The sequence below is a fragment of the Streptomyces sp. NPDC059994 genome, assembly GCF_042737755.1.
In the GTDB taxonomy this organism is placed as follows: domain Bacteria; phylum Actinomycetota; class Actinomycetes; order Streptomycetales; family Streptomycetaceae; genus Streptomyces.
Genome location: NZ_JBHWUR010000026.1, coordinates 23,884 through 48,845 on the forward strand (window position 1 = coordinate 23,884; position 24,962 = coordinate 48,845).

A 24,962-nucleotide genomic window follows, 5' to 3' on the forward strand; every position below is an offset into this window, starting at 1 on the left:
CGGCTGTCCTTCGGTCAGGGGGCTGTTCAACGAGCGTAGAGACTCCGACCCCGGTCCGGCAGGGGGCAATTGGGGTGCAAAGGCCCGGACGTGCGGCGTTACGCGTACTCCGTGGGCAGTACCGGCTCTCCCCGCGACAGCTGCATCGCGGACATCGGCAGCGTGCCGCGCGCCGCGATGTGCCGCTCCCGGGCGGCGTCCAGCGGCTCGCGGGCCACCACCACGCCCCCCTTGACCAGCTCGGCGAGCAGCTGCCGGTCGGCCAGCCCGTCCGGGACCGGCCCGGTGCCGACGACCTCGGCCTCCGCGATCCCGTCGGCGTCGGTGCGCCGGGCCGCCCACTTGCGGCCGCCGATCGACGTCTTGCCGCCCATCGACTTCTTCGCCACCGGCACCAGCGGCGCCTTCGGGTCCGCGCTCTGCGCGCGGGCGACCAGCTTGTAGACCATGGAGCAGGTGGGGTGCCCGCTGCCGGTGACCAGCTGGGTGCCGACGCCGTACGCGTCGACGGGCGCGGCCGCCAGCGAGGCGATGGCGTACTCGTCGAGGTCGGACGTCACCACGATCCTCGTCTTCGTCGCACCCAGCTCGTCGAGCTGCTGGCGCACCCGGTGGGCGACGAGCAGCAGGTCCCCGGAGTCGATCCGGACCGCGCCGAGCTCGGGGCCCGCGATCTCCACGGCGGTACGGACCGCCTCGGCCACGTCGTAGGTGTCCACCAGAAGGGTGGTGCCCCGGCCCAGCGAGTCCACCTGGGCCCGGAAGGCGTCCCGCTCACTGTCGTGCAGCAGGGTGAAGGCGTGCGCACTGGTGCCGACGGTGGGGATGCCGTACCGGAACCCGGCCGCCAGGTCCGAGGTGGTGGTGAAGCCGCCCACGTACGCGGCCCGGGCCGAGGCCACCGCGGCCAGCTCGTGGGTGCGCCGGGCGCCCATCTCGATCAGCGCCCGGCCGCCCGCGGCCGCGGACATCCGGGACGCGGCGGCGGCGATCGCCGAGTCGTGGTTGAGGATCGACAGGATCACGGTCTCCAGGAGCACGCACTCCGCGAAGGAGCCCTCGACCCGCAGGATCGGCGAGCCCGGGAAGTAGACCTCGCCCTCGGGATAGCCCCAGATGTCGCCCGAGAAGCGGTACGAGGCCAGCCACTCCAGGGTCGGCTCGTCGACGATCGCGCGCTCGCGCAGGAAGCCGAGGACGGCCGGGTCGAAGCGGAAGTTCTCCACGGCGTCCAGGACCCGTCCGGTCCCGCCCACCACGCCGTACCGGCGCCCCTCCGGCAGCCGCCGGGTGAAGACCTCGAAGACCGACCGCCGGTCGGCCGTCCCGGCGCGCAGTGCCGCCTGGAGCATGGTCAGCTCGTACTGGTCCGTGAAGAGCGCGGTCGACGGCACGTCCACCGGCAGCCCAAGGTCCGCAGTGTTCACAACCGGTTACCTCGCCTTTCCGTTCCGGCTGTCGACCGGGTCGGCCGGGGGTCCGGGGAGCGTCCCCCGGGAGTAGCAGCCATGGGCCGGATGTTACTCCTCTTCGCGTCAGAGTGACGATTTCGGGGCCCGTTTGTGCGACTGCGGCCCCCGAGTGGCAGCATTGGGTAAGTGAGGCTGTGCTTCCCGGGGAACAACCCCCGGACCCCCGGCAAAGAAGACGAAGGTCGTCCACAGACGTGAGTGTTGCCCCGGTCGAGATCGAACGCCCCGAGTCGGCGGAGGAGACCTTCGCCGTCCCCGAACCCGATGTGCCGTGGGTGACGCTCGTCCACAACGACCCGGTCAACCTCATGAGCTACGTCCAGTACGTCTTCCAGAGCTACTTCGGCTACCCCAAGGACAAGGCCCGCAAGCTGATGCTCGATGTGCACCACAAGGGCCGGGCGGTGGTCTCCAGCGGCAGCCGCGAGGAGATGGAGCGCGACGTGCAGGCGATGCACGGCTACGGGCTGTGGGCCACGCTCACCCAGGACCGCGGCTGATGGCCGGCTACTTCGAGGCGCTGCCCGGCGGTGGCGCCGCCGTCGCGCTCGACGAGGTCGAGATCGCCATCCTGCGCTCCCTGTCCGTACAGCTCCTTGAGCTGATCGGCCCGGGCGACGAGCCGATGGAGGGCGAGGACCCGCTGGCCGCGCTCTTCGCCGAGGGCCCCAGCGAACCGCCCGCCGACCCGGCGCTTGCCCGGCTCTTCCCCGACGCGTACGACAGCGGAGAGAGCGACGAACTGCGCGCCTCCGCCGCCGAGTTCCGCCGCTTCACCGAGAAGGACCTGCGCGCCCGCAAGCGCGAGGACGCGCTCGCGGTGGTGCGCGCCCTCGACTCGCTCACCCCGCAGGGCGACGGCGGGGCGGTCCTCAAGCTGTCCGCCGACGACTCCCGGCGCTGGCTGGGCGCGCTCAACGACCTGCGTCTGACCATCGGGACCCGGCTGGACGTCACCGACGAGGACGAGAGCGGCGACCTGTACCGGCTGCCGGACGAGGACCCGCGCAAGCCGATGGTGATGGCGTACCTCTGGCTCGGCGGGCTCCAGGAGACGCTCGTCGAGACACTGATGGCCTGAGACGGCTGTTTTCTCTCTGTTCGCTCAGCGGACGCTCAAATCCGCATAACGATCCGATTACCGCAACGGCATGGTTTGCGGTTTCCTGCGCGCTTTGTCCGGTCTTCTCTGTGGTGTGCGCCACAGAGACCCCAGTGGATCACCCGTAAAGACGTGATAAATCTTCACGACCACCCGGGGACGCCACCCATGTTCCCGGGGGCGCTTCGGCCGGCTGACCGCCGGTGGCACTCCATCCACATCCGGGGGGATCAGGACCTGATCCGCGGCTTCACTCATCGAAGCGGGCGGGTCAGCATGGAGAAAGGCGCACCACCATGACCTCAGCGCAGGTCGACAAGCAGGACGACCGCTCCGGCAATGAGGCCGTGGGGACCGCCCACGGCGCAGCCGAGGGCGAGGGATACCAGCGGGCCCTCGGCGCCCGCCAGATCCAGATGATCGCGATCGGCGGAGCCATCGGCACCGGGCTCTTCCTCGGCGCGGGCAAGGCCATCTCGAAGGCCGGCCCCAGCCTCATCCTGGCCTATGCCATCGCGGGCCTGGTCATCTTCTTCATCATGCGGGCGCTGGGCGAGCTGCTGATGTACCGCCCGGTCTCGGGCTCCTTCTCGGAGTACGCCCGTGAGTTCGTCGGCCCGTTCTGGGGCTTCGTCACCGGCTGGACCTACTGGCTCTTCTGGGTCGTCACCGGCATCACCGAAGTCACCGCGGCCGCCCAGTACATGGCCTTCTGGACGCACAACGACGTCCCGCAATGGCTGTACGCGCTGGTCTTCACGCTCATCCTGTACGCGGTGAACCTGATCTCGGTGAAGCTCTTCGGTGAGCTGGAGTTCTGGTTCTCGATGGTCAAGGTGACGGCCATCGTCGGCATGATCCTCATCTGCGCCGGCATCCTCACCGTCGGCTTCTCGGACGCCGCGGACACCGCCACCGTCGCCAACCTCTGGAACGACGGCGGCTTCTTCCCCAAGGGCATCGGCGGCACGCTGATGACCCTGCAGATCGTGATGTTCGCCTTCCTCGCCGTCGAGCTGGTCGGCGTCACCGCGGGCGAGTCCAAGGACCCCGAGAAGACGCTCCCCAAGGCCATCAACACCGTGCCGTGGCGCATCGCCGTCTTCTACATCGGCGCCCTGATCATGATCCTCTCGGTCGTCCCGTGGCACGAGTTCCAGCCCGGCGTGAGCCCCTTCGTCGCGGCCTTCGAGAAGATGGGCCTCGGCGTCGGCGCGGCGATCGTCAACTTCGTGGTCCTGACGGCCGCCCTGTCCTCCTGCAACTCGGGCATGTACTCCACCGGCCGCATGCTGCGCGACCTCGCGCTCAACGGCCAGGGCCCGAAGGTCTTCACCAAGCTGACCAAGAGCGGCACCCCGCTGATCGGCACCACGGTCTCGGCCGCGCTGATGCTGGTGGGCGTCTGGATCAACTACAAGGCGCCGGGCAAGGCGTTCGACTACGTCGTCTCCTTCGCCACCATCTCCGGCATGTGGGCCTGGATCATGATCCTGGTCTGCCAGATCCGCTACCGCGCCAAGGCCGACCGCGGCGAGCTGCCCCAGTCCACCTTCCGGGCGCCGGGCGCCCCGTACACCAGCTGGTTCGCGCTGCTGTTCATCCTCATGGTCATCGTGATGATGGGCGTCGACAAGGACTCGCGGGTCTCCCTGTACTGCGCCCCGCTGTGGGGCCTGGTCCTGGGCGTCTCGTACCTGGTCCTCAAGGCGCGCAACCCCGACAACAAGGCGTTCGCCAAGCGCTCGTAGCGCCCGCGCAGCCGCCGGTTCTCACCATTCGGGCCGTCCCGTACCACTCCTCGGTACGGGACGGCCTGTCTGCTTATCCTTGCGCTCATGCTGACCCTCACCCAGGCCCTGTACGACCAGATCGTCGCGCACGCCCGCGCCGACCACCCCGACGAGGCGTGCGGCGTGGTCGCCGGCCCGGCCGGCACCGGCCGCCCCGAGCGGTTCGTCCCGATGCTGAACGCGGCCCGCTCGCCCACGTTCTACGAGTTCGACTCGCAGGACCTGCTGAAGCTGTACCGCGAGCTGGACGACCGGGACGAGGAGCCGGTGATCGTCTACCACTCGCACACGGCGACCGAGGCGTACCCCTCGCGCACCGACGTGACGTACGCGAACGAGCCCGGCGCCCACTACGTCCTGGTGTCGACGGCGGACACGGACGGCCTCGGCGACTTCCAGTTCCGCTCGTACCGGATCGTGGACGGCAGGATCGAGGAGGAAGAGGTCACGGTGGTGGAGGCGTACTGAGGCGTACTGAGCCGTACGCGGGGCGCGCGGCGGGGCGCCCGCGCCCCGCCGGGCTCTGCCCGCATCCTGAGCGGAATGCGTCCGCCATCCGAGATCACACTCCGGGAAGCGGACCGGGAATCGATACGATGACCGCATGGTTCCCCACGACGTGAGCGAAGAGAAGCCGAGCAGCCCGCTGCTCGTGGCGCGCCTGCACGTCGACCTGTGCCGCCTCGCGAGCGCGATGTGTCCGCGCGCCACCGCCGCCTGAGCCACGGCCGCCCGCGCACGACCCGTACGTCCGTACGTACGACCCGTACCTCCGCAGCACCCGCGCGAAGCCGCGCGCCCCTTGCCTTCCTCTCCCCTTCTCGTCTTCTCTCCTTCCGACTGGAGCCCACGCCATGGCCATCGAGGTCCGCATCCCGACCATCCTCCGCACCTACACCGACGGCGCCAAGGCCGTCGAGGGCAGCGGGGCGACCATCGACGAGCTCTTCAAGGACCTGGAGACCCGTCACAACGGCATCCGCGAGCGCCTGGTCGACGAGGCCGCCGGCGGCGAGCTGCGCCGCTTCGTGAACGTCTACCTCAACGACGAGGACGTCCGCTTCCTGGCGGGCATCACCACCGCGCTGTCCGACGGCGACAGCGTGACGATCCTGCCGGCCGTGGCCGGCGGCATGGTCTGAGGCTGATCGCCGTCATGCGCTACGACTCCGCGCTGGCCGCCGTCGGCAACACCCCGCTGGTCCGCCTCCCCAGGCTGTCCCCGTCGGACGACGTCCGCATCTGGGCGAAGCTGGAGGACCGCAACCCGACCGGCTCGGTCAAGGACCGCCCCGCGCTCCACATGATCGAACAGGCCGAGAAGGCGGGCCGGTTGACGCCCGGCTGCACCATCCTGGAGCCGACCAGCGGCAACACCGGCATCTCGCTGGCGATGGCGGCGAAGCTCAAGGGCTACCGCATCGTCTGCGTGATGCCCGAGAACACCTCCCAGGAGCGCCGCGACCTGCTGAAGATGTGGGGCGCGGAGATCGTCCCGTCCCCGGCGGCGGGCGGCTCCAACACGGCGGTACGGGTGGCGAAGGAGCTGGCCGCCGAGAACCCGTCCTGGGTGATGCTCTACCAGTACGGCAACCCGGACAACGCGGGCGCGCACTACGCGACGACCGGCCCGGAGATTCTGGCCGACCTCCCGTCGATCACCCACTTCGTGGCGGGCCTCGGCACCACGGGCACGCTCATGGGCGTCGGCCGCTACCTCCGCGAGCGCGTCCCCGGCATCCAGATCGTCGCGGCCGAGCCGCGCTACGACGACCTGGTGTACGGCCTGCGCAACCTCGACGAGGGCTTCGTCCCCGAGCTGTACGACGCGTCGGTGCTGACCAGCCGTTTCTCGGTCGGCTCGGCGGACGCGGTGACCCGCACCCGCGAACTCCTCAAGGAGGAGGGCATCTTCGCGGGCGTCTCCACGGGCGCGGCGCTGCACGCGGCGATCGGTGTGGGCAAGAAGGCGGTCAAGGCGGGCGAACCGGCCGACATCGTGTTCGTGGTGGCGGACGGCGGCTGGAAGTACCTGTCGACTGGCGTCTATACGGCGGAGACGACGGAGGAAGCGATCGAGATGCTGCAGGGGCAGCTCTGGGCGTAGCCCTGCGGGGCTGCGGGCCGGGCCCCGGGGGCCGTGCTTTGTCTGTGGGTGGGTGGGGCTGGTCGCGCAGTTCCCCGTGCCCCTTTTTGGGCCTGGCGTTTGTCTGTGGGTGGGGGTTGAGGCTTGCTTGCCGGGGGCTCCGCCCCCCGACCCCTGAGCGGGGCCTGCGGCCCCGACCGCGTTTGTCTGCGGATGGGTGGGGGCTGGTCGCGCAGTTCCCCGCGCCCCTGAAGGCGGGCAGAAGGGGGCCCGGCCACATTTCAGCCCCCGGCGCTTGAGGAGCCGGGGGCAGGGAGCGAAGCTCCCGCCCCTTCAGGGGCGCGGGGCTGTGACATGTGCGGCTCCGCCGCGATGGGAGCCCCCTGTTCGAGCGGAGCTGAGAACTCGGGGGAGCGACCAGCCACAGACAACCCGCAGACGCACGGGACCGGGGTGCAGGGGGCGGAGCCCCCGCCAGGGGTCCGGGGGCGCAGGCCCCGCCAAAACCGGGTCCGAGGGGGGCGGCGCCCCCGGCGTGCAGGGGCGCGGCCCCGCAACGGGGCCCGGGGGCGTAGCCCCGGGAGACCCATCTCAGCCCCCGCCCACCCCCGGAGGCCACGCGGCGGAGCCGCACATGTCACAGCGGGAAGGGGCGGAGTGGGGGCAACCGGCGTCACGCCAAGTACCGCACCTGGTCCCACACCGTAGGGTCCACCACTCCCACCCGCCGCCGGAACTCCCACAGCGCCACATCGCGCAGCTCATCCGTCTCCAGGAAGCTCGGCCGCCCCTGCGCGTCCCCGACCGTGCCCGGCGGCAGCGGAATCACCCCGGCCTGCTCCTCGTGGAACCTGCTGGTGATCTTCGCGACCAGCGCGCTGTTCCCCCGTACCGACAGCACCAGACAGGGCCGGTCCTTCGAGCCCGGCCCGTCCTCGTACGGCACGTCCGCCCACCAGATCTCACCCGGCTGAGGCCGCCGCTTGGGCGCCCGGCGCGGACCGGCAGGTCGCCCGGGCGGCCGTACGCGCCCTCCGGGCCGAGCCGGGCGCGGTCGGCCGCGCCCCCGCCCGTCGACCACCGCGGCCCCCAGCGCGACCACCACCACGGCGATCACCGCGAGCCACCAGGACGTGTCCATACCGCAGACGTTACCCGGCGGCACGCCCCCCGCGCGCGCTCCGCCCGCACTCCGCCCGAACCGGTGACAGCGCAGGTGAGTTCCCCCACAACGGCCTGCCACTGAGGAGCGACCGGCAGTGCGGCGCCTTACGCTCGACGGACCGCACGACCTCCCGCCGCCCTCCCCGTTCCCTTGCCGCTCCCGGAGGTTCACGCTCCATGAAGCTCACCGTCGTCGGCTGCTCCGGGTCGTTCCCGTCCGCGGAATCGGCCTGTTCGAGCTACCTCGTCGAGGCCGACGGCTTCCGGCTGCTCCTCGACATGGGCAACGGCGCCCTGGGCGAGCTGCAGCGCCACATCGGTCTCTACGACCTCGACGCGATCTTCCTCAGCCATCTGCACGCCGACCACTGCATCGACATGTGCGGCTACTTCGTGGCCCGGTACTACCGCCATGAGGGCGGACGCTGCGCCCCCCTGCCGGTGTACGCGCCGGAGGGCGCCGAGCAGCGGCTCACCACGGCGTACGCGGACACGCCGTCCAGCTCCTCCATGAGCGAGGTGTTCGACTTCCGCACCCTGAAGTCCGGCTCGTTCGACATCGGCCCCTTCGCGGTCCGTACGGAGCGGGTCTGCCACCCCGTCGAGGCGTACGGCATCCGCATCGAGCACGGCGGCGGGTCCCTCACGTACTCGGGCGACACCGGCGTCTGCGAGGCCCTGCACGAGCTGGCCGAGGGCACCGACCTCTTCCTGTGCGAGGCGTCCTTCACGCACGGCAAGGAGGACATCCCGGCCCTCCACCTCAACGGCCGCGAGGCCGGCGAACACGCCGCCCGCGCCGGGGCCGGCCGCCTGGTCCTGACCCACATCCCGCCGTGGACGGACGGCGAGGTCAACCTGACGGATGCCCGTGGGGCGTACACGGGCCCGGTGGAGCTGGCGGCGCCGGGTGCGGTGTACGAGGTCTGATCCCGCCGGTCGGTACGGGAAAGGGCCCCCGCACCAACTCGGTGCGGGGGCCCTTCCGTACAACCCGTGAGGCTTACGCCTTCGTCAGGTCCTCGATCTCCTCCTCGGGCTCACGGCCCGGGGTCATCAGGTTGAACTTCGTGATCGCGAAGCGGAAGACGAAGTAGTAGATCGCGGCGAAGACGAGACCGATCGGGATGATCAGCCAGGGCTTGGTGTCGAGCTTCCAGTACAGCGCGTAGTCGATCAGACCGGCCGAGAAGTTGAAGCCCGCGTGGACACCGAGCGCCCAAGTGACCGCGAGGGACACAGCGGTGAGCACCGCGTGGATCACGTACAGCAGCGGCGCGATGAACATGAACGAGAACTCGATCGGCTCGGTCACACCGGTCACGAAGGAGGTCAGCGCCAGCGAGATCATCATGCCGAGCACGGCCTTGCGGCGCTCGGGGCGGGCGGTGTGCGCCATGGCGAGCGCGGCGGCCGGGAGGCCGAACATCATGATCGGGAAGAAGCCGGACATGAACATACCGGCGGACGGGTCCCCGGCCAGGAAGCGGCCGTAGTCGCCGTGCACGACCTCGCCGGCGGAGTTGGTGAAGTCACCGAGCTGGAACCAGGCCACGGTGTTCACGAACTGGTGCATGCCGATCGGGATCAGCCCGCGGTTGATGGCGCCGAACAGACCGGCGCCCCCGGCGCCCAGGCCCGTCATCCACTTGCCGAAGTCGGCGATCCCGTCACCGATGGGCTCCCAGACCAGGCCGAAGAAGACGCCGACGACGACGCCGACGAAGGCCATGATGATCGGGACGAGTCGGCGGCCGTTGAAGAAGCCGAGCCAGTCGACCAGCTTCTTGCGGTGGTACCGCTGCCACAGCATCGCCGACAGCAGGCCCATGATGATGCCGCCGAGGACACCCGGGTTGTTGAACGTCGCCGGGTCGTCCTTGCCCGCCTTGATCACCGCTTCGGTGACCGGGAACGCCTCCAGCACCTTGCTGTAGACCAGGAAGCCGACCAGGGCCGCCAGAGCGGTGGAGCCGTCGGACTTCTTGGCGAAGCCGATGGCCACGCCTATGCAGAACAGCAGGGGCAGGGCGCCGGTGATCGCGCCACCCGCGTTGCCGAAGACGGCGGCAACCTTGTCCCAGCCGAGGCCGTCCTTACCGAAGACGTCGTCCTGCCCGAGGCGGACCATGATGCCTGCGGCCGGCAGAACAGCGATCGGCAGCTGAAGGCTGCGGCCGATCTTCTGCAGACCCTGGAAAACACCGGAACCCCGCTTCTTCGCGGGCGCCGCCGTAGCGGTGGCCGTACTCATCAACTTCCTCCAGTTGGCAAGGCGCCGCCCGGGGACATGGAAAAGTACGGGGGGACGGCGGCGTCTCAGGGGGGAACGCGGTTAAGCCCGCGTGGTCTACACCATTGAGTGGTGTAGACCAGTTGTAGCACGGTGAGGGTTGGATAAGGAACCTGCGATTTCTGTGTGCTGAGCCATACATTCCGGCATGACGGACAAAGGCCCCGGACCCTGGGGTCCGAGGCCTCTGCCGTACAACCGCTTGGTTATCCCGCCGTTATTACTTCGTGTTCTCCCGCTCGATCTCCTCTTCCAGCTCCTCCGGCTCGCGCCCGGGAGTCGGCAGATCGAACTTGGTGATCGCGAACCGGAAGATCGCGTAGTAGACGGCGGCGAATACGAGACCGATCGGAATGATCAGCCACGGCTTCGTCGCCAGGTTCCAGTTGATGACGTAGTCGATCAGGCCGGCCGAGAAGCTGAAGCCGTCCTTGACGCCCAGCGCCCAGCTCACCGCCATCGAGACGCCGGTGAGGATCGCGTGGATCACGTACAGCAGCGGGGCGATGAAGAGGAACGAGTACTCGATCGGCTCGGTGATGCCGGTGACGAACGACGTCAGGCCGACCGACAGCATCAGACCGCCCACCTGCTTGCGGCGGTGCGGCTTGGCGCAGTGCGTCATCGCCAGCGCGGCCGCGGGCAGCGCGAACATCATGATCGGGAAGAAGCCGGTGGTGAACTGGCCCGCGTTCGGGTCGCCCGCCAGGAACATGCTGATGTCACCGTGCACCACGGTCCCGTCCGGCTTGGTGAAGCTGCCGAACTGGAACCAGATGGGCACGTTGAGGAACTGGTGCAGGCCGATGACGAGCAGCGCGCGGTTGGCGACGCCGAAGATGCCCGAACCCCAGGCGTCGAGCCCCACCAGCCAGTCGCTGAAGCTCTCCAGGCCGTCGCCGATCGGCGGCCAGATCCACAGACAGGTCGCGGCGAAGGTGATGGCGACGAACGACATGATGATGGGGACGAGCCGGCGGCCGTTGAAGAAGCCGAGCCAGTCGACCAGCTTGACCCGGTGGTAGCGCTGCCAGAACCAGGCGGCGAGCAGGCCCATGACGATGCCGCCGAAGACCCCGGGGTTCTGGTACGTGAAGGCCGCGACCGTCCCGTCGTTCGCCTGGCACCCCGCCGGGATCGCCTTCGCCCCGGCGGCGCAGTCCTTGGGGAACTGGCGCAGCACGTTGTAGTAGACGAGGAATCCGGCCACGGCGGCGAGCGCGGTGGAGCCGTCCGCCTTCTTGGCCATGCCGATGGCCACGCCGACGCAGAACAGCAGCGGGAGCCCGATGTTGGGGTCGAGCAGCGCGCCGCCCGCACCGGCCATGACCTTGGCGACGTCGGTCCAGCCGAGCCCGTCCTTGCCGAAGACGTCGGGCTGGCCGAGCCGGTTGAGGATGCCGGCCGCGGGCAGGACGGCGATCGGCAACTGGAGGCTGCGGCCCATCTTCTGGAGGTTCTGGAACGCGCCGTTCCACCACTTCGGCCGGTCCACTGCCGCGCTGTCCGCGCCCATGGGCGACCCTCCGTCCCGTACGTCCCCGCTGGAACAAGCCAGTTCCGGGATGCGTTGCGCACTGGTGTAGACCAGTTGCGGTATCGTCCGGAGCCTGGCCGCACGGGCGCGGTGCCGGTGATCGTCATCCTTGGCCAGCGCGCGGACGCCCGCTCGCGTAACTGGGCCAAACGTGCGTTACGGTGACAAAGCGGAACTGCGGTCGGCCGGACCTGCGGTGCGCCGCCACAGCGTTCTTTGAAAGAACAGGGAGACAGACATGGCCAGCAAGGCTGAGAAGATCGTCGCCGGGCTCGGCGGTATCGAGAACATCGAAGAGGTCGAGGGCTGCATCACCCGCCTCCGCACCGAGGTCATTGACCCGAGCAAGGTCGACGAGGCCGCGCTGAAGGCCGCCGGCGCCCACGGCGTCGTCAAGATGGGCACCGCGATCCAGGTCGTCATCGGCACCGACGCCGACCCGATCGCGGCGGACATCGAAGACATGATGTAAGCGACGCGAGTCTTTGAGAGGGGCCCTTCCCGGCGCGGGAGGGGCCCCTCTCGCGTGCCCTCTCGCATGCCTTTCGCGTGCCCCGCCCCCGCCCGGGGCCCCGGCGCCCACGAGCTAGGCTCGGGGGCATGTCTCGTATCGACGGCCGCACCCCCGACCAGCTCCGCCCCGTCACCATCGAACGCGGATGGAGCAAGCACGCCGAGGGCTCCGTCCTCATCTCCTTCGGCGACACCAAAGTCTTCTGCACCGCCTCCGTCACCGAAGGCGTCCCCCGCTGGCGCAAGGGCAGCGGCGAGGGCTGGGTGACCGCCGAGTACTCGATGCTCCCGCGCTCCACCAACACCCGCGGCGACCGCGAATCCGTACGCGGCAAGATCGGCGGACGCACCCACGAGATCAGCCGCCTGATCGGCCGCTCGCTCCGCGCCGTCATCGACTACAAGGCCCTCGGCGAGAACACGATCGTCCTCGACTGCGACGTCCTGCAGGCCGACGGCGGCACCCGCACCGCCGCCATCACCGGCGCGTACGTCGCCCTCGCCGACGCCGTCAGCTGGGCCCAGACCAAGAAGCTGGTCAAGGCCAACCGCCAGCCCCTCACCGGCACGGTCGCGGCCGTCTCCGTCGGCATCGTCGACGGCGTCCCGCTCCTCGACCTCTGCTACGAGGAGGACGTCCGCGCCGAGACCGACATGAACGTCGTCTGCACCGGCGACGGCCGCTTCGTCGAGGTCCAGGGCACCGCCGAGGCCGAGCCGTTCGACCGCAAGGAGCTCAACGCCCTGCTCGACCTCGCCACCGGCGGCTGCGCCGACCTCGGGGCGCTCCAGGTCGAGGCGCTCGGCCGCACGCTCGGCGAGTAAAGAGGCAACCAAGAGGGCCGCTCCGGGCGTCCCTACCGACACGGGCGTACGGGCCGAACCGTACGCCCGTCCGTACACCCCGGGGAGGACCCGCCCATGCGCCGCAGCCGCCGCGCCCTCGCGCTCGCCGCCGTCACCGCCACCCTCGCCCTGCCCGCCGCCGTCGGGTGCAGCGCGGTCAGCAAGGCGCTCGACTGCGTCCAGACCGCCGACGCGATCGCCTCCAGCGTCGACGACCTCGGCCGCGCCGTTTCCAACGCCACCGACAACCCGACGCAGGCGGACCAGGCCCTCAACGCCATCGACAAGAACCTGTCGTCGCTGAAGAACAAGACGGACAACGCCGACCTCTCCAAGGCGGTCGACAACCTCAACAAGGCGGTCGCGAACGTCCGTTCAGCGATCAAGAACGGCGACAACACGCCGGACATCAGCCCCGTCAAGGACGCGGCGAAGGAAGTCGGCAAGGTCTGCACACCGTGACGCCGGGCCCGCCCCCGATACTGGGGGCATGACCCGCCTGATCCTCGCCACCCGCAACGCCGGCAAAATCACCGAACTCCGCGCGATCCTCGCGGACGCCGGACTGCCCCACGACCTCGTCGGCGCCGACGCGTACCCCGAGATCCCCGACGTCAAGGAAACCGGCGTCACCTTCGCCGAGAACGCCCTCCTCAAGGCCCACGCCCTGGCCCAGGCCACCGGCCTGCCCGCGGTCGCGGACGACTCGGGCCTGTGCGTGGACGTACTGAACGGCGCCCCCGGCATCTTCTCCGCCCGCTGGTCCGGCACCCACGGCGACGACAGGGCCAACCTGAACCTGCTGCTGGCCCAGCTCTCCGACATCGCGGACGAACACCGCGCGGCCCACTTCGCCTGCGCGGCGGCGCTGGCCCTCCCCGACGGCACCGAGCGGGTCGTGGAGGGCCGCCTCCTGGGCACCCTCCGCCACACCCCCACCGGTACGGGCGGCTTCGGCTACGACCCGATCCTCCAGCCGGAGGGCGAGACGCGCACGTGCGCGGAGCTGACGGCCGAGGAGAAGAACGCGATCAGCCACCGGGGCAAGGCGTTCCGGGCGCTGGTGCCGGTGGTGCGGGAGCTGTTGGGCTGAGAGCCTGCCAAGGCGTGAAGGTCTGGCTCGCGGGAACTGCGAGCCAGACCTTCGATTTCATGCTCCGTGCGGCCTGAGGGATTCGAACCCTCACGGGATTACTCCCATCGCACCCTAAATGCGAGGCGTCTGCCGTTCCGCCAAGGCCGCCTGCTGCCAGTCGCGCTGCTCGATCGGCGGAGTTCAGTGTACGGGCAGAGCGGACTGTCCGGCGAGGTGCGTCGGCTCTTTCCGGCGACACCACGTCTCCGTCATCGCGTGGCAGTCGGGGCACGAACAGCGCGGATCCTCCCGGCGGTTGTCCCGCCAGCCCCCATTGATGTGGTCGATCTGCAAGGTGATCGGTCGCCCCGGCCGCTCACCGGTGTCGCCACACTCGACGCACATGTACGGCACTCCGATTTCGGTCAGGGCTCGATGAAGTGGAGACCTGTTGTCCGGGCGGCATGTTTCGGAAAGGTCGCCAGTGCCCGTCCGCTTTCGTCGTGGGCGCGGTGCGCTCCGGACGCGCCCGGCTTCGACGCTTGAAGCGACTCGTGCCGAGGCCGGGGCGGGCCGCCGCGCGCCGGACTCACCTGTGATTGGTGTGCCACATGTTGGTGACCCCTACGGAGTGACGACCCGGATTCCGGACAGTCGCACCCGGAATGTGGAACGGCCCGTCCGCACAGAGCGCGGCACGGACCGTTTCGCACGGCGGAACCCGGACCTCAGATCCCCAGATCCTTGATGATCTTGGCGGCATGGCCCGTCGCCTTCACGTTGTACAGCGCGCGCTCGACCTTGCCCTCCTCGTCCACGATCACCGTGGAGCGGATGACGCCGGTCACCGTCTTGCCGTACAGCTTCTTCTCGCCGTACGCCCCGTACGCCTCCAGGACCTCCTTCGACGGGTCGCCCACCAGGGTGACCTTGAGGGACTCCTGCTCGCGGAACCTCGCGAGCTTCTCCGGCTTGTCGGGGGAGACGCCGATCACGTCGTAGCCGGCGGTGGCCAGGACGGAGAGGTTGTCCGTGAAGTCGCAGGCCTGCTTGGTGCAGCCGGGGGTGAGGGCGGCCGGGTAGAAGTACACGATGACCTTGCGGCCCTTGTGGTCCGCGAGCGAGACCTCGTTGCCGTCCGCGTCGGGCAGGGTGAAGGCGGGGGCGGTGTCGCCGGGGACGAGTCGCTCGCTCATGGGATCTTCCTCCGGAAGGGACGGGGGTGTGGCGTACTCCAGCAGAGCCTAATGGGGGCCTGTGACAGTGCATCGGCGGTAGAGCTGACAGACTGTCGATGACGGAACACCACGGAACACCCTGTACAACACCCCGTACCCCATAAAACGACGGAGGCGGCGCAGTGTCGGAAGCCAGGACCCCTGCGCAGATCGAGGCGGACATCAGGAGCCGCCGGGACCAGCTCGCGGTGACGCTCGACGAGATCGGCGTGCGGCTGCACCCGGGGACGATCGTCGGCGACGCGAAGGCCAGGGTCGCCTCGGCCGTGGACCGCACCGCGGGCCGGGCTTTCGTCGCCGTGAACCGGACCGTCTCGGACGTGAAGGCCCAGTTCGTGAACGAGGACGGCGCGCCCCGTGTCGAGCGCATCGTGCCGGTCGCGCTCCTCGCCCTCGGTCTCGTCGGGCTGCTCGCCATGTCGTCGGCCAAGAAGCGCCGGGACTGACCGCCGCCTTCTCGTCCTGCTTCTCCCCGGCCCTTCGGCATACGACGTGGGTCGGGACAGGTAGGTTCGGTCCGTGAGCCAGAACACCCACGACAAGCTGCCCATCCGGATGCTCCACGACCGCGTGCTGGTCCGGTCCGACACACCCGAGGGCGAACGGCGCTCCGGCGGTGGCATCCTCATCCCGGCGACCGCCGCCGTCGGCAAGAGGCTGGCCTGGGCCGAGGTGGTCGCGGTCGGGCAGAACGTCCGGACGGTCGAGGCGGGCGACCGGGTGCTGTACGACCCCGAGGAGCGTGCCGAGGTCGAGGTGCGCGGCATCGCCTACGTACTGATGCGGGAGCGCGATCTGCACGCCGTCGCCTCGGAGCGGGTGTCGGAGGACTCGACCGGGTTGTATCTCTGACCCTGCTTCCCACCGCGCAGACCACGGGCTGGTGGCCCTCGCCACCAGCCCTTTTCGCTGCCCTTTCGCGGTCTTTTGCTAGCGTTGAGGCACCCCGACGAGACGCGTCGTACCGGGTTACGACAAGACGACGCACCCCGCGCGTGCGGACGTACGCGCGCGTACGTCTCTCGGAGGTGTCTGTCATGGCCTGGGTTCTGCTGCTCGTCGCCGGTCTGCTCGAAGTCGGCTGGTCGATCGGGATGAAGTACACCGACGGGTTCACCCGGCTGTTGCCCAGTCTTTTCACCGGTGCCGGGATCGTCGCCTCGATGACGCTGCTCTCGCAGGCCGCCAAGACCCTGCCCATCGGTACCGCCTACGGCGTCTGGGTGGGCATCGGCGCGGCCGGTGCGGCGGTGCTCGGCATGGTGGTGCTCGGTGAGCCCGCGACCGCCGCCCGGATCTTCTTCGTCTGTCTGCTTCTGGTGGCCGTGGTCGGCCTCAAGGCCACCTCCGGCCACTGACCCGTATCGCTCCTACGTACGCGGTGGGCGGCGCGGGCGGTTGGCGCCCCCGGCCGTCGTCCCCGTCGTCGCGCCGCCCGTGGTGGCGCCGCCGTCGGTGCCCGCCGTCGTCCCGCCGTTGGTGGGCCCGCCGTCCGTGGTTCCTCCGGTGGTGCCGCCGTCGGTGGTGCCGCCCGTGGTGGTGCCTCCGTCGGTCGGGCCGCCGGTGGTGCCGCCGGTCGTGGTGCCTCCGTCGGTGGTGGCTCCGGTGGTGCCCCCGGTGGTCCCGCCCGTCGTCGTGCCGCCCGTGGTCGGGCCGCCGTTGGTCGTCCCGCCCTGCGTCTGGCCCTGGGTCTGTCCTTGTGTCTGCCCCTGGTCCTGGCCCTGGTCCTGGCCCTCGGTCTGGCCCGGCGGGTTCGGGGTGTTGGGGTTGGGGGCCTGGGTCTCGACCGGCGGCGGCACGGACGCGCCCTCCTGGAGCTGGAGGTCGAAGTCCTGCGGCTCGGCGTCCTTGAGCGCGCCCGCCGTGTACTGCGCCCACACCTGCGCGGGCGGCCCGCCGCCGTTCATCCGGGGCAGGCCGAGGGCGCCGTACAGCGGCTTCTGGGCGGCCGTGTCGGGGTCCTGGCCCATCACCGCGACCACGGTGGCCAGATCGGGCGTGTAGCCCGCGAACCAGGCCGCCTTGTCGTCCTCGGCGGTGCCGGTCTTGCCCGCGGCCGTACGGCCCGCGGCCTGCGCGGCCGTACCGGTGCCGCCCTCCACGACGCTCTGGAGGATCGAGGTGGTGGTGTCGGCGGCCTCGCGGGTGACGGTCTGCTTGTCGTCCTGTGCGGGCAGATCCACCTTCTCGCCGTCCTTGGTGACGGACTCGACCATCGTGTACGTGCCGTGCCTGCCGTGGTTGGCGAGCGTGGCGTACGCCTCGGTCATGTCCAGGACGGAGGCGGTCGCGGTGCCGAGCGCGATGGACGGCCCGTTGGGCATGTCGGGCGTGTCGGCGGGGATGCCCAGGGCGACGGCGGTCCGGCGGACGCTCCTGGGGCCGACGTCCACGGCCATCTGCGCGTACACCGCGTTCACCGAGAGGTCGGTGGCGGACCGGACGGTGATCGGCCCGTACGACCTGTCGTCCTCGTTCGAGGGGTTGTACGGGGTCCCCGACCAGCCTTGTACGAAGCGCTTGTTGGTGCCGTCGTAGATGGTGTTGGGGGTGATCGTGCGCCCGTCCTGCGTCTTGGAGGCGTTCTCGACGGCCGAGGTGAAGACGAAGGGCTTGAAGGTCGAGCCGACCTGGTAGTCGCGCCGCGTCGCGTTGTTGACGTACTGCTTGGTGTAGTCGATGCCGCCGTACATCGCGAGCACCTTGCCGCTGTCCGGGTCGATGGAGGCGCCGCCCACCCGGACGTTGCGGTCCACCTTGCGGTCGGCGCTGACCTGGGACATCACCTTGTCGTCGACGGCGGCGACGAACGCGTCCTGCTTGGCCTTCTGGAGCGTGGTGGTGATCCGGTAGCCGCCCTTGGCCAGGGTGTTCTCATCGATGATCTTGTTGTCGGTCAGATAGTCCTTGACCGCCTCGACCACATAGCCGCGCTGCCCGGCCATCCCGGCCGCGGGCCGCGCCTTGCCCGGTACGGGGAAGGTGGCGGCGGCCCGCTCGGCCGGGGTCATCCACTTCTTCTTGACCATGCCGTCGAGCACGTAGTTCCAGCGCGCCACGGCCTTCGCCTTGTTCTCCGGGTGCGCCACCACGTCGTACGCGCTGGGGGCGTTGAGCAGTGAGGCGAGATAGGCGCCCTCGGCAGTGGTCGCCTTCTCGATGTCCTTGCCGTAGTAGGCCTGGGCGGCGGCCTGGATGCCGTAGGCGTTGCGGCCGAAGTAGCTGGTGTTGAGGTAGCCCTCCAGGATGTCCGACTTGCTGACCTCGCGGTTCAGCTTGATCGCGATGAAGAACTCCTTCACCTTGCGGCTGATCGTCTGCTCCTGCCCCAGGTAGTAGTTCTTCACGTACTGCTGGGTGATGGTGGAGCCGGACTGCTTGCCCTTGCCGGTGAGGGTGTTCCAGGCGGCGCGGACCATCGCCTTGGGGTCGACCGCCCGTTCGGAGTAGAAGTCGCGGTCCTCGGCGGCGAGCACGGTGTGCTGGACGGTGAGGGGGATCTGTGCGAGCCGGACGTTCTCGCGGTTGATCTCGCCGTCCCGGGCGAGCTGGCTGCCGTCCGCGTACAGGAAGACGTTGGACTGGGCGGTCGCGGTGGCGTTGGCGGGCGGGATGTGGACGAGGGCGTAGCCGGCGATGAAGCCGCCGATGAGCAGCAGGGCGACGACGAGGACGGTGCCGAGGACCATCCGCCAGGTGGGAATGGTGCGCCGCCAGCCGGTCCGCTCGGGCCGCTTCCTCTTGCCCTTGCCGGTCTCCTCGCCCGGGCCCTCCGCGTCGCCGCCCGGGGCGGCGGGGGCCTCCGGGCCGATGGCGCTGAGGTCCCGAGGGGCCCAGCCCTGAGGGGGCCGGGGTGGCTGCTCGTCGTCGCTCATGTCTCTCTCGCCACTGCGCTGTATCGGGTGATTCGCGATGTACGCCCATATTGCACGTCCGGCCGTGGAAAAGCCGTCGCGGTGGACGCCGGACGGCACTAGGGTCGGGCGCTTCGGTGCCCCGGCTCTGCGTACGGTGACGCGCACGCGCGCGGTGCGGTGCTCGGGCGCTGTCGGGCACGGTCGGGCGTGGCCCCTTCATACACGGACCGGACGGGGAGGTGTGGGGTGCGGCTCTACGCGGTCGTTGCCGCGGGTGGGTTCCGGCGCCATACGACGTACCGGATCGCCACGGCGGCAGGGGTGTTCACCAATACCGTCTTCGGCGCGGTCATGGCGTACACCTATATGGCCCTGTGGAGCGTCCGCCCTCGCCTGGGCGGCTACGACCAGGCCGAGGCGCTGACCTATGTGTGGCTGGGCCAGGCCCTCATCATGACGGTCGCGATGATGGGCGGCGGCTTCGAGGACGAGCTCATCGAACGTATCCGTACGGGTGACATCGCGATCGACCTGTACCGCCCCGCCGACCTCCAACTGTGGTGGCTGGCGGGTGACGTGGGCCGGGCGGCCTTCCACCTCCTGGGGCGCGGGCTGGTGCCGCTGGTGTTCGGCGCGCTCGCCTTCGACCTGGCGCTGCCCGCCGATCCGCGGACGTGGCTGGCGTTCCTGTTCGCCGTCTTCCTCGGCGTCCTCGTCAGCTTCTCGATCCGCTACCTGGTGGCGCTCTCCGCGTTCTGGCTGCTCGACGGGGCGGGCATGGCCCAGATGGCCTGGCTCGGCGGGATCTTCTTCTCCGGGATGCTGCTGCCGCTCAACGTCTTCCCGGGCGCCCTCGGCGAGGTGGCCCGGGCGCTGCCCTGGTCGGCGCTGCTCCAGATCCCGGCCGACGTCCTGCTCGGCCGCCACACGGGCTGGGGCCTGGTGCGGGCGTACGGTTTCCAGCTCGGCTGGGCCGCGCTGCTGCTCGGCATCGGACGCCTGCTCCAGGCGGCGGCGACGCGGCGGGTGGTGGTGCAGGGTGGCTGAGACGGTGGCCGGCGGGGTGGCCGGGGCGGCGGCCCGCGAACCCCGGCACGAGGCGCCGGCCGGACGGCTGCGCGGCGCCGCCGAGGGCATCCGCGCGTACCGCCTGATCGCGGCGATGTGGATCCGCTCCACGCTGGCCTACCGGGCGTCCTTCCTGATGACGGCGCTCGGCAACTTCCTGGCCACCGGGCTCGACTTCGTGGCGATCCTGCTGATGTTCTCGCACATCGACGCGCTGGGCGGCTACACGCTGCCCGAAGTGGCTTTCCTGTACGGCGCGTCGGGCGCCGCGTTCGGGCTCGCGGACCTGGTGATGGGGTCGATGGACCGGCTCGGCCGCCGGGTGCGCGACGGCACGCTCGACACGCTGCTGGTGCGCCCGGTGCCGGTGCTCGCCCAGGTCGCGGCGGACCGGTTCGCGCTGCGCCGCCTGGGCCGGATCACCCAGGGGCTCCTCGTCCTCGGCTACGCGCTGCCGGCGCTCGACGTCCACTGGACGCCGCTGCGGGCGCTGATGATCCCGCTGATGCTGCTGAGCGGCGCGGCGATCTTCTCGGCGGTGTTCGTGGCGGGCGGGGCGTTCCAGTTCTTCGCGCAGGACGCCTCCGAGGTGCAGAACTCCTTCACGTACGGCGGGAACCAGATGCTCCAGTACCCGCCGACGGTCTTCGCCAAGGACATGGTGCGCGGCGTGACCTTCGTGGTCCCGCTGGCCTTCGTGAACTGGCTGCCCGCGATGTACGTGCTGGGCCGGCCGTACCCGCTGGACCTGCCGGGCTGGCTGGCGTTCACGCCGCCGCTGGTGGCGGCGGGCTGCTGCGCGCTGGCGGGGGTCGCGTGGCGGGCGGGCGTGCGCGCGTACCGGAGTACGGGAAGCTGACGGGAGGCAACCATGGGTGATGTGATCCGACTCGACGGCGTGGAGAAGGTCTTCGAGGTGCGCCGCAAGAACGGGCGGCGGCTGCGGCGCGAGCGCAAGCAGGTCAGGGCGGTCGACGGGATCACCTTCTCGGTGCCGCGCGGCGAGATGGTCGGCTACATCGGCCCCAACGGCGCCGGGAAGTCCACCACCATCAAGATGCTCACCGGCATCCTGACCCCGAGCGGCGGCCGGGTGAGGGTGGCGGGCCTGGACCCCTCGCGCGAGCGCACCCGTCTGGCCCGCCGTATCGGCGTGGTCTTCGGCCAGCGCACCACGCTCTGGTGGGACCTGCCGCTGTACGACTCGTACCGCCTGGCCCACCGCATGTACCGCATCCCGGACGCCCGCTTCCGCGAGAACCTGGACCGCTGTGTCGAACTCCTCGACCTGGGCGAGCTGTTGGACGTGCCCGTACGCCAGCTCTCGCTGGGCCAGCGGATGCGGGGCGACATCGCGGCGGCCCTCCTGCACGACCCGGAGGTGCTGTATCTGGACGAGCCGACCATCGGTCTGGACGTGGTGAGCAAGGCCAAAGTACGCACCTTCCTGGGGGAGTTGAACGCGGAGCTCGGCACGACCGTGCTCCTGACGACCCACGACCTGACCGACATCGAACAGCTCTGCAAGCGCGTGATGGTGATCGACCACGGCCGTCTGGTGTACGACGGCGCGCTGGCCGGGCTGCACGAGGTCGGCGGCAGCGAGCGCACCCTGGTGGTCGACCTGGAGCGCGAGCTCGCGCCGATCGACCTCGTGGACGCGCGCGTGGTGAAGGTCGAGGGGCCGAGGCAGTGGCTGGCGTTCCCGGCCACGGCGTCGGCGGCGCCGCTGGTGGCGAAGATCGCGGAGCGGTATCCGCTGGTGGACCTGTCGGTGCGGGAGCCGGACATCGAGTCGGTGATCGCTCGGATGTACGCCGACCGGGGCCTTCATTAGGCTGGCGGTATGACGAGTGGACCTTCGGGGGCTTCGGGGGCGGGTCTTCCCGAGATGCGGGCATCGGACGCGGAACGCGAGCGGGTGGCCGAGGCGCTGCGGGACGCGGTGGCCGAGGGCCGGCTCGACATGGAGGAGTTCGAGGAGCGCCTGGAGGCGGCGTACAAGGCGCGTACGCACGGGGAGTTGGCGCCGCTGGTACGGGATCTGCCGGCACCGGGCGTGCGCACACCGGCCCCTTCCACGGCCGCCTCTTCGGCTTCCTCGTCTTCTGCGGAGCTCGACTGGCCGTCGAGGATCGGCGGCACGGCGACCTCGCGAGGCGCCTTCGCCTTCTGGGGCGGGTTCGGCCGCAGGGGTACATGGACGGTCGGCCGGACGTTCACCGCGTTCGCCATGTGGGGCGGCGGCGAGATCGACCTGCGCGAGGCCCGTTTCGAGTCCGCAGAAACGGTGATCCGCTGCTTCACGGTCATGGGCGGTATGGGGGTGACGGTCCCGCCCGAGTTGACGGTGAGGGTCCGCGGCTTCGGCCTGATGGGCGGCTTCGGCGACAGGGCGACGGGCGAGGGCACCCCGGGTTCACCGCGGGTGACGGTGACGGGATTCGCCCTGATGGGCGGCATCGGGGTGGAGCGCAAACAGCGGAAGGCGGCTGAGCGGAAGGCCGGGGACGCACCCCGCGAGGAACTGCGCTGAGGGCACGCCGCTGGGCACGCCAGGAGGGTTCACTCTTCCCACGGGAACTCGACGTGCGCCCCGGGAGTCCCTCATGTAGGGACAATTGCGTACGGGGTGGCGCGTGCGCGTGGACGGGCGGAGCGAATGGAACGTACTGATTCGGCCAGGGCGGGGGAGCCGGGCGGCGGCGGGCCAGGTGGCCTCGGCGAGTCGGCCGCGGCCGCGCCCGGCGCCGGCCTGACGTCCGCGTTCTCGTACACGGCGGCGGACGAGGAGAAGCGCCGGGGCGTGCGCCGGATGAAGGCCACGGCGACCGGCCTGCTGCTCCTGGTGGCCTTGATCTTCGCCCTCGCCACCTGGGCGGACCGCTCCGGCGCGGGCTCCTGGGCGGCGTACGTCGCGGCGGCGGCGGAGGCGGGGATGGTGGGCGCGCTGGCGGACTGGTTCGCGGTGACGGCCCTGTTCCGCCACCCGCTGGGCGTCCCGATCCCGCACACGGCGATCATCCCGAACAAGAAGGACCAGCTGGGGGAGTCGCTGGGCTCGTTCGTAGGGGAGAACTTCCTCTCCCCGGAGGTAGTACGTACGAGGCTGGGCGCCCTCGGGATAGGCGCCCGGGTAGGCACCTGGCTGGCGGAGCCGTCCCACGCGGACAGAGTGACGTCAGAGCTGGCGACGGCACTGCGAGGCGCCCTCACGGTCCTGCGGGACTCGGACGTCCAGGCGGTGGTGGGCGAGGCGATCACCCGCCGGGCGGACGCGGCGGAGATCGCCCCGGGCATCGGCAAGACCCTGGAGAAGGTGGTCGCGGACGGCGGCCACCGCCGGGTGGTGGACCTGGTGTGCGCGAGGGCGCACGACTGGCTGGTGCTGCACGGGGACTCGGTGATGGACGCGGTCCAGGGCGGCGCCCCCGGCTGGACCCCCCGCTTCGTGGACAAAAAGGTGGGCGAGCGGGTCTACAAGGAACTGCTCCGCTTCGTCACGGAGATGCGGGACATGCCCTCGCACCCGGCGCGCGGGGCGCTGGACCGCTTTCTGGCGGACTTCGCGGCGGACCTCCAGTCGGACACGGAGACGCGGGCGAGGGTGGAGCGCCTGAAGTCGGACGTGCTGTCCCGCCCCGAGGTCCAGGACGTGATCGCCTCGGCGTGGTCCTCCGTCCGCGCGATGATCATTGCGGCGGCGGAAGACGAGCGCAGCGAGCTGCGCCTGCGGGCGAGGGCGTCCCTGCTGTCCCTGGGCACCCGCCTGTCGACGGACACCCGCCTCCAGTCGAAGGTGGACGGCTGGGTCCAGGACGCGGCGGCCTACGTGGTCTCCACGTACCGCGCGGAGATCACGTCCCTGATCACGGACACGGTCCGCTCCTGGGACGCGGACGACACATCGAAGAAGATCGAGGCCCACATCGGCCGCGACCTCCAGTTCATCCGGATCAACGGGACGGTGGTGGGGGCGCTGGCGGGGGTGGTGATCTTTGCGGTGGCGCGGGGGGTTGGGGGGTAGGGGGGGCGCGTTTTTGGGCGGGGGTGGGGTGCGGGGCCCTGGCGGGCTGGGATGCGGGGGGTTGCCGTGGTGCGGGCGCGGGTGCGGGTGCGGGTGCGGGCGGCGCGAGCGCGGGCCACCCGGCGGGCATCCCTGTCCCGGTCTCTCCCCTGCTGGGCGCGTGACCGCAGTCCTGTCCCTGCTCTGCGTGGCCACGCACCCAGCGGTCCATCCTGCGGGGAGTCGCAGTGTGCGGTGTTACGTACGTACGAGTCGTTCCCCGCGTTCAGACGGTTCCCGTTCTCGGCTAGGCATTTTTCCTGGTGACGGCCCAGGAGGCCACGGCAACCCCACCCGCCACAGCGAACACGGAGGGCCAGGCGCCGACCTTCTTGGCCAGGGGGTGCGACCCGGCGAAGGCGGCGACGTAGGCCGTGGTGAGCCCGACGGCCGCCTTGGTCCCGGCCGTCCGCTGCCACTCCCGCGCGGCCACGGCCCCGGCGGCGGCCAGCGCCACCCCACCGAGCGGCCGCTTCTTGGTCCACCGGGCAACCCCGTACCCACCCACGAGCCCACCCGCGGCTATGGCTGCTGCCGGAACCTTGGCCATGCTGTGCCTCCTGCGCCTCTATGGACTGTCCACTCCGAGGCTAACGGGAGACGTCAGCCTGCCCGCATCCGGTCCGCCCGGACGGCGGTGACGAAGGCGGCCCAGGTGGGGTCGGAGAACCGCAGGCGCGGGCCGGTGGGTCGCTTGGAGTCGCGTATGGCGGTGCCGGGGGCGAGGAACGCTGCCTCCACGCACTCCCCTCCCGATCCGTTGCTGTAGCTGCTCCTGAACCATTCGCCGTTGGGTGAGGGCTTCGCGCGAACGTCCTCGTGGTTCATCAAAGCTCCCTGTTGGTCTGACTG

The 24,962-nt window shown here is 70.4% G+C and carries 28 protein-coding genes, 1 tRNA gene and 1 riboswitch; of the genes, 20 read left to right on the forward strand and 9 right to left on the reverse strand.

The genetic code is table 11. The features are described 5' to 3' along the window. Positions 1-98 precede the first annotated feature (98 nt). Positions 99-1,427 carry a nicotinate phosphoribosyltransferase gene (locus ACFWA7_RS15930; protein ID WP_385539916.1) on the reverse strand — a complete coding sequence of 443 codons (1,329 nt, stop codon included), beginning with the start codon at positions 1,425-1,427 and terminating at the stop codon, positions 99-101. A 239-nt stretch (positions 1,428-1,666) separates the two neighbouring features. Between ACFWA7_RS15930 and clpS the strand changes: the two genes are divergently transcribed. The 7 genes from clpS (at position 1,667) to ACFWA7_RS15965 (ending at position 6,474) form a co-directional block, all read left to right on the forward strand. Continuing rightward, positions 1,667-1,972 carry an ATP-dependent Clp protease adapter ClpS gene (clpS, locus tag ACFWA7_RS15935; protein ID WP_067159503.1) on the forward strand — a complete coding sequence of 102 codons (306 nt, stop codon included), beginning with the start codon at positions 1,667-1,669 and terminating at the stop codon, positions 1,970-1,972. Continuing rightward, positions 1,972-2,553 (forward strand): DUF2017 domain-containing protein, encoded by a 582-nt coding sequence (locus tag ACFWA7_RS15940; RefSeq protein ID WP_385539918.1) that lies wholly within the window; start codon positions 1,972-1,974, stop codon positions 2,551-2,553. The genes clpS and ACFWA7_RS15940 overlap by 1 nt, the downstream gene beginning before the upstream one ends. Before the next feature lie 317 nt (positions 2,554-2,870). Further along, entirely contained in the window at positions 2,871-4,325 is a 1,455-nt protein-coding gene (locus tag ACFWA7_RS15945) for an amino acid permease (RefSeq protein ID WP_385823440.1), read from the forward strand. An 87-nt stretch (positions 4,326-4,412) separates the two neighbouring features. Beyond that, positions 4,413-4,835 (forward strand): Mov34/MPN/PAD-1 family protein, encoded by a 423-nt coding sequence (locus ACFWA7_RS15950; protein ID WP_385539922.1) that lies wholly within the window; start codon positions 4,413-4,415, stop codon positions 4,833-4,835. Between the two features lie 136 nt (positions 4,836-4,971). Continuing rightward, positions 4,972-5,088, forward strand: coding sequence for a putative leader peptide (locus ACFWA7_RS15955; protein ID WP_385539924.1), 117 nt, complete (start codon positions 4,972-4,974; stop codon positions 5,086-5,088). Positions 5,089-5,221: 133 nt separating this feature from the next. Next, positions 5,222-5,509 (forward strand): MoaD/ThiS family protein, encoded by a 288-nt coding sequence (locus ACFWA7_RS15960; RefSeq protein WP_385539926.1) that lies wholly within the window; start codon positions 5,222-5,224, stop codon positions 5,507-5,509. 14 nt (positions 5,510-5,523) lie between these two features. Further along, positions 5,524-6,474, forward strand: coding sequence for a PLP-dependent cysteine synthase family protein (locus ACFWA7_RS15965; protein WP_385823443.1), 951 nt, complete (start codon positions 5,524-5,526; stop codon positions 6,472-6,474). A 652-nt stretch (positions 6,475-7,126) separates the two neighbouring features. On the opposite strand, the gene ACFWA7_RS15970 is transcribed toward ACFWA7_RS15965, so the two are convergent. Then, on the reverse strand, positions 7,127-7,594 hold the full coding sequence (locus tag ACFWA7_RS15970; RefSeq protein WP_385539930.1) for a type II toxin-antitoxin system PemK/MazF family toxin: 468 nt from the start codon (positions 7,592-7,594) through the stop codon (positions 7,127-7,129). Positions 7,595-7,794: 200 nt separating this feature from the next. Here ACFWA7_RS15970 and ACFWA7_RS15975 point away from each other — a divergent pair, with 200 nt between their 5' ends. Continuing rightward, complete coding sequence (locus ACFWA7_RS15975; RefSeq protein WP_385539932.1) at positions 7,795-8,547, forward strand: MBL fold metallo-hydrolase; 753 nt, start codon at positions 7,795-7,797, stop codon at positions 8,545-8,547. Positions 8,548-8,620: 73 nt separating this feature from the next. Here ACFWA7_RS15975 and ACFWA7_RS15980 read toward each other — a convergent pair whose 3' ends face one another. Together ACFWA7_RS15980 and ACFWA7_RS15985 are read right to left on the reverse strand one after the other, a co-directional pair. Beyond that, positions 8,621-9,871, reverse strand: coding sequence for a PTS transporter subunit EIIC (locus ACFWA7_RS15980; RefSeq protein ID WP_385539934.1), 1,251 nt, complete (start codon positions 9,869-9,871; stop codon positions 8,621-8,623). Positions 9,872-10,130: 259 nt separating this feature from the next. Further along, the gene (locus ACFWA7_RS15985) at positions 10,131-11,426 is read right to left on the reverse strand and encodes a PTS transporter subunit EIIC (RefSeq protein ID WP_385823445.1); all 1,296 of its coding nucleotides are present in this window, start codon (positions 11,424-11,426) and stop codon (positions 10,131-10,133) included. A gap of 259 nt (positions 11,427-11,685) precedes the next feature. On the opposite strand from ACFWA7_RS15985, the gene ACFWA7_RS15990 reads away from it, so the two are divergent. The 4 genes from ACFWA7_RS15990 (at position 11,686) to rdgB (ending at position 13,899) form a co-directional block, all read left to right on the forward strand. Then, entirely contained in the window at positions 11,686-11,919 is a 234-nt protein-coding gene (locus tag ACFWA7_RS15990; protein ID WP_018517946.1) for a glucose PTS transporter subunit EIIB, read from the forward strand. Positions 11,920-12,047: 128 nt separating this feature from the next. Next, the gene (rph, locus tag ACFWA7_RS15995) at positions 12,048-12,785 is read left to right on the forward strand and encodes a ribonuclease PH (protein WP_385823447.1); all 738 of its coding nucleotides are present in this window, start codon (positions 12,048-12,050) and stop codon (positions 12,783-12,785) included. Positions 12,786-12,881: 96 nt separating this feature from the next. After that, positions 12,882-13,268 carry a hypothetical protein gene (locus ACFWA7_RS16000; protein ID WP_385823450.1) on the forward strand — a complete coding sequence of 129 codons (387 nt, stop codon included), beginning with the start codon at positions 12,882-12,884 and terminating at the stop codon, positions 13,266-13,268. Positions 13,269-13,296: 28 nt separating this feature from the next. Next, positions 13,297-13,899 (forward strand): RdgB/HAM1 family non-canonical purine NTP pyrophosphatase, encoded by a 603-nt coding sequence (gene rdgB / locus ACFWA7_RS16005; protein WP_385539941.1) that lies wholly within the window; start codon positions 13,297-13,299, stop codon positions 13,897-13,899. Positions 13,900-13,966: 67 nt separating this feature from the next. Here the strand turns inward: rdgB and ACFWA7_RS16010 are convergent. After that, positions 13,967-14,049 (reverse strand) — tRNA-Leu (locus ACFWA7_RS16010). 560 nt (positions 14,050-14,609) lie between these two features. Further along, positions 14,610-15,077, reverse strand: a complete 468-nt coding sequence (bcp, locus tag ACFWA7_RS16015; RefSeq protein ID WP_385823452.1) for a thioredoxin-dependent thiol peroxidase — start codon at positions 15,075-15,077, stop codon at positions 14,610-14,612. Positions 15,078-15,241: 164 nt separating this feature from the next. Between bcp and ACFWA7_RS16020 the strand changes: the two genes are divergently transcribed. The 3 genes from ACFWA7_RS16020 to ACFWA7_RS16030 all read left to right on the forward strand — a co-directional run bounded on the left by ACFWA7_RS16020 (position 15,242) and on the right by ACFWA7_RS16030 (position 16,477). Continuing rightward, positions 15,242-15,565 carry a DUF3618 domain-containing protein gene (locus ACFWA7_RS16020; RefSeq protein ID WP_385539945.1) on the forward strand — a complete coding sequence of 108 codons (324 nt, stop codon included), beginning with the start codon at positions 15,242-15,244 and terminating at the stop codon, positions 15,563-15,565. Positions 15,566-15,638: 73 nt separating this feature from the next. Beyond that, positions 15,639-15,971: a GroES family chaperonin gene (locus tag ACFWA7_RS16025; RefSeq protein WP_385539946.1), complete on the forward strand. Its 333-nt coding sequence runs from the start codon at positions 15,639-15,641 to the stop codon at positions 15,969-15,971. A 65-nt stretch (positions 15,972-16,036) separates the two neighbouring features. Further along, positions 16,037-16,108: riboswitch (guanidine-III (ykkC-III) riboswitch) on the forward strand. Positions 16,109-16,156: 48 nt separating this feature from the next. Then, positions 16,157-16,477, forward strand: coding sequence for a DMT family transporter (locus tag ACFWA7_RS16030; protein WP_385539948.1), 321 nt, complete (start codon positions 16,157-16,159; stop codon positions 16,475-16,477). A 12-nt stretch (positions 16,478-16,489) separates the two neighbouring features. Here the strand turns inward: ACFWA7_RS16030 and ACFWA7_RS16035 are convergent, their stop codons facing one another. Continuing rightward, positions 16,490-18,994, reverse strand: a complete 2,505-nt coding sequence (locus tag ACFWA7_RS16035) for a transglycosylase domain-containing protein (RefSeq protein ID WP_385823454.1) — start codon at positions 18,992-18,994, stop codon at positions 16,490-16,492. A 228-nt stretch (positions 18,995-19,222) separates the two neighbouring features. On the opposite strand from ACFWA7_RS16035, the gene ACFWA7_RS16040 reads away from it, so the two are divergent. The 5 genes from ACFWA7_RS16040 to ACFWA7_RS16060 all read left to right on the forward strand — a co-directional run bounded on the left by ACFWA7_RS16040 (position 19,223) and on the right by ACFWA7_RS16060 (position 24,071). Beyond that, on the forward strand, positions 19,223-20,023 hold the full coding sequence (locus tag ACFWA7_RS16040) for an ABC transporter permease (protein ID WP_385539951.1): 801 nt from the start codon (positions 19,223-19,225) through the stop codon (positions 20,021-20,023). After that, the gene (locus ACFWA7_RS16045; RefSeq protein ID WP_385823456.1) at positions 20,016-20,903 is read left to right on the forward strand and encodes an ABC transporter permease; all 888 of its coding nucleotides are present in this window, start codon (positions 20,016-20,018) and stop codon (positions 20,901-20,903) included. The genes ACFWA7_RS16040 and ACFWA7_RS16045 overlap by 8 nt, the downstream gene beginning before the upstream one ends. Before the next feature lie 12 nt (positions 20,904-20,915). Then, the gene (locus tag ACFWA7_RS16050; protein ID WP_385823458.1) at positions 20,916-21,881 is read left to right on the forward strand and encodes an ATP-binding cassette domain-containing protein; all 966 of its coding nucleotides are present in this window, start codon (positions 20,916-20,918) and stop codon (positions 21,879-21,881) included. A gap of 54 nt (positions 21,882-21,935) precedes the next feature. Further along, positions 21,936-22,580 carry a DUF1707 domain-containing protein gene (locus ACFWA7_RS16055; protein WP_385823500.1) on the forward strand — a complete coding sequence of 215 codons (645 nt, stop codon included), beginning with the start codon at positions 21,936-21,938 and terminating at the stop codon, positions 22,578-22,580. Positions 22,581-22,706: 126 nt separating this feature from the next. After that, positions 22,707-24,071: a DUF445 domain-containing protein gene (locus ACFWA7_RS16060; protein WP_385823460.1), complete on the forward strand. Its 1,365-nt coding sequence runs from the start codon at positions 22,707-22,709 to the stop codon at positions 24,069-24,071. Positions 24,072-24,357: 286 nt separating this feature from the next. Here ACFWA7_RS16060 and ACFWA7_RS16065 read toward each other — a convergent pair whose 3' ends face one another. Together ACFWA7_RS16065 and ACFWA7_RS16070 are read right to left on the reverse strand one after the other, a co-directional pair. Then, positions 24,358-24,660 carry a hypothetical protein gene (locus ACFWA7_RS16065; RefSeq protein ID WP_385539958.1) on the reverse strand — a complete coding sequence of 101 codons (303 nt, stop codon included), beginning with the start codon at positions 24,658-24,660 and terminating at the stop codon, positions 24,358-24,360. A gap of 53 nt (positions 24,661-24,713) precedes the next feature. Then, the gene (locus ACFWA7_RS16070; RefSeq protein ID WP_385823463.1) at positions 24,714-24,938 is read right to left on the reverse strand and encodes a DUF397 domain-containing protein; all 225 of its coding nucleotides are present in this window, start codon (positions 24,936-24,938) and stop codon (positions 24,714-24,716) included. Between the last annotated feature and the right edge of the window lie 24 nt (positions 24,939-24,962).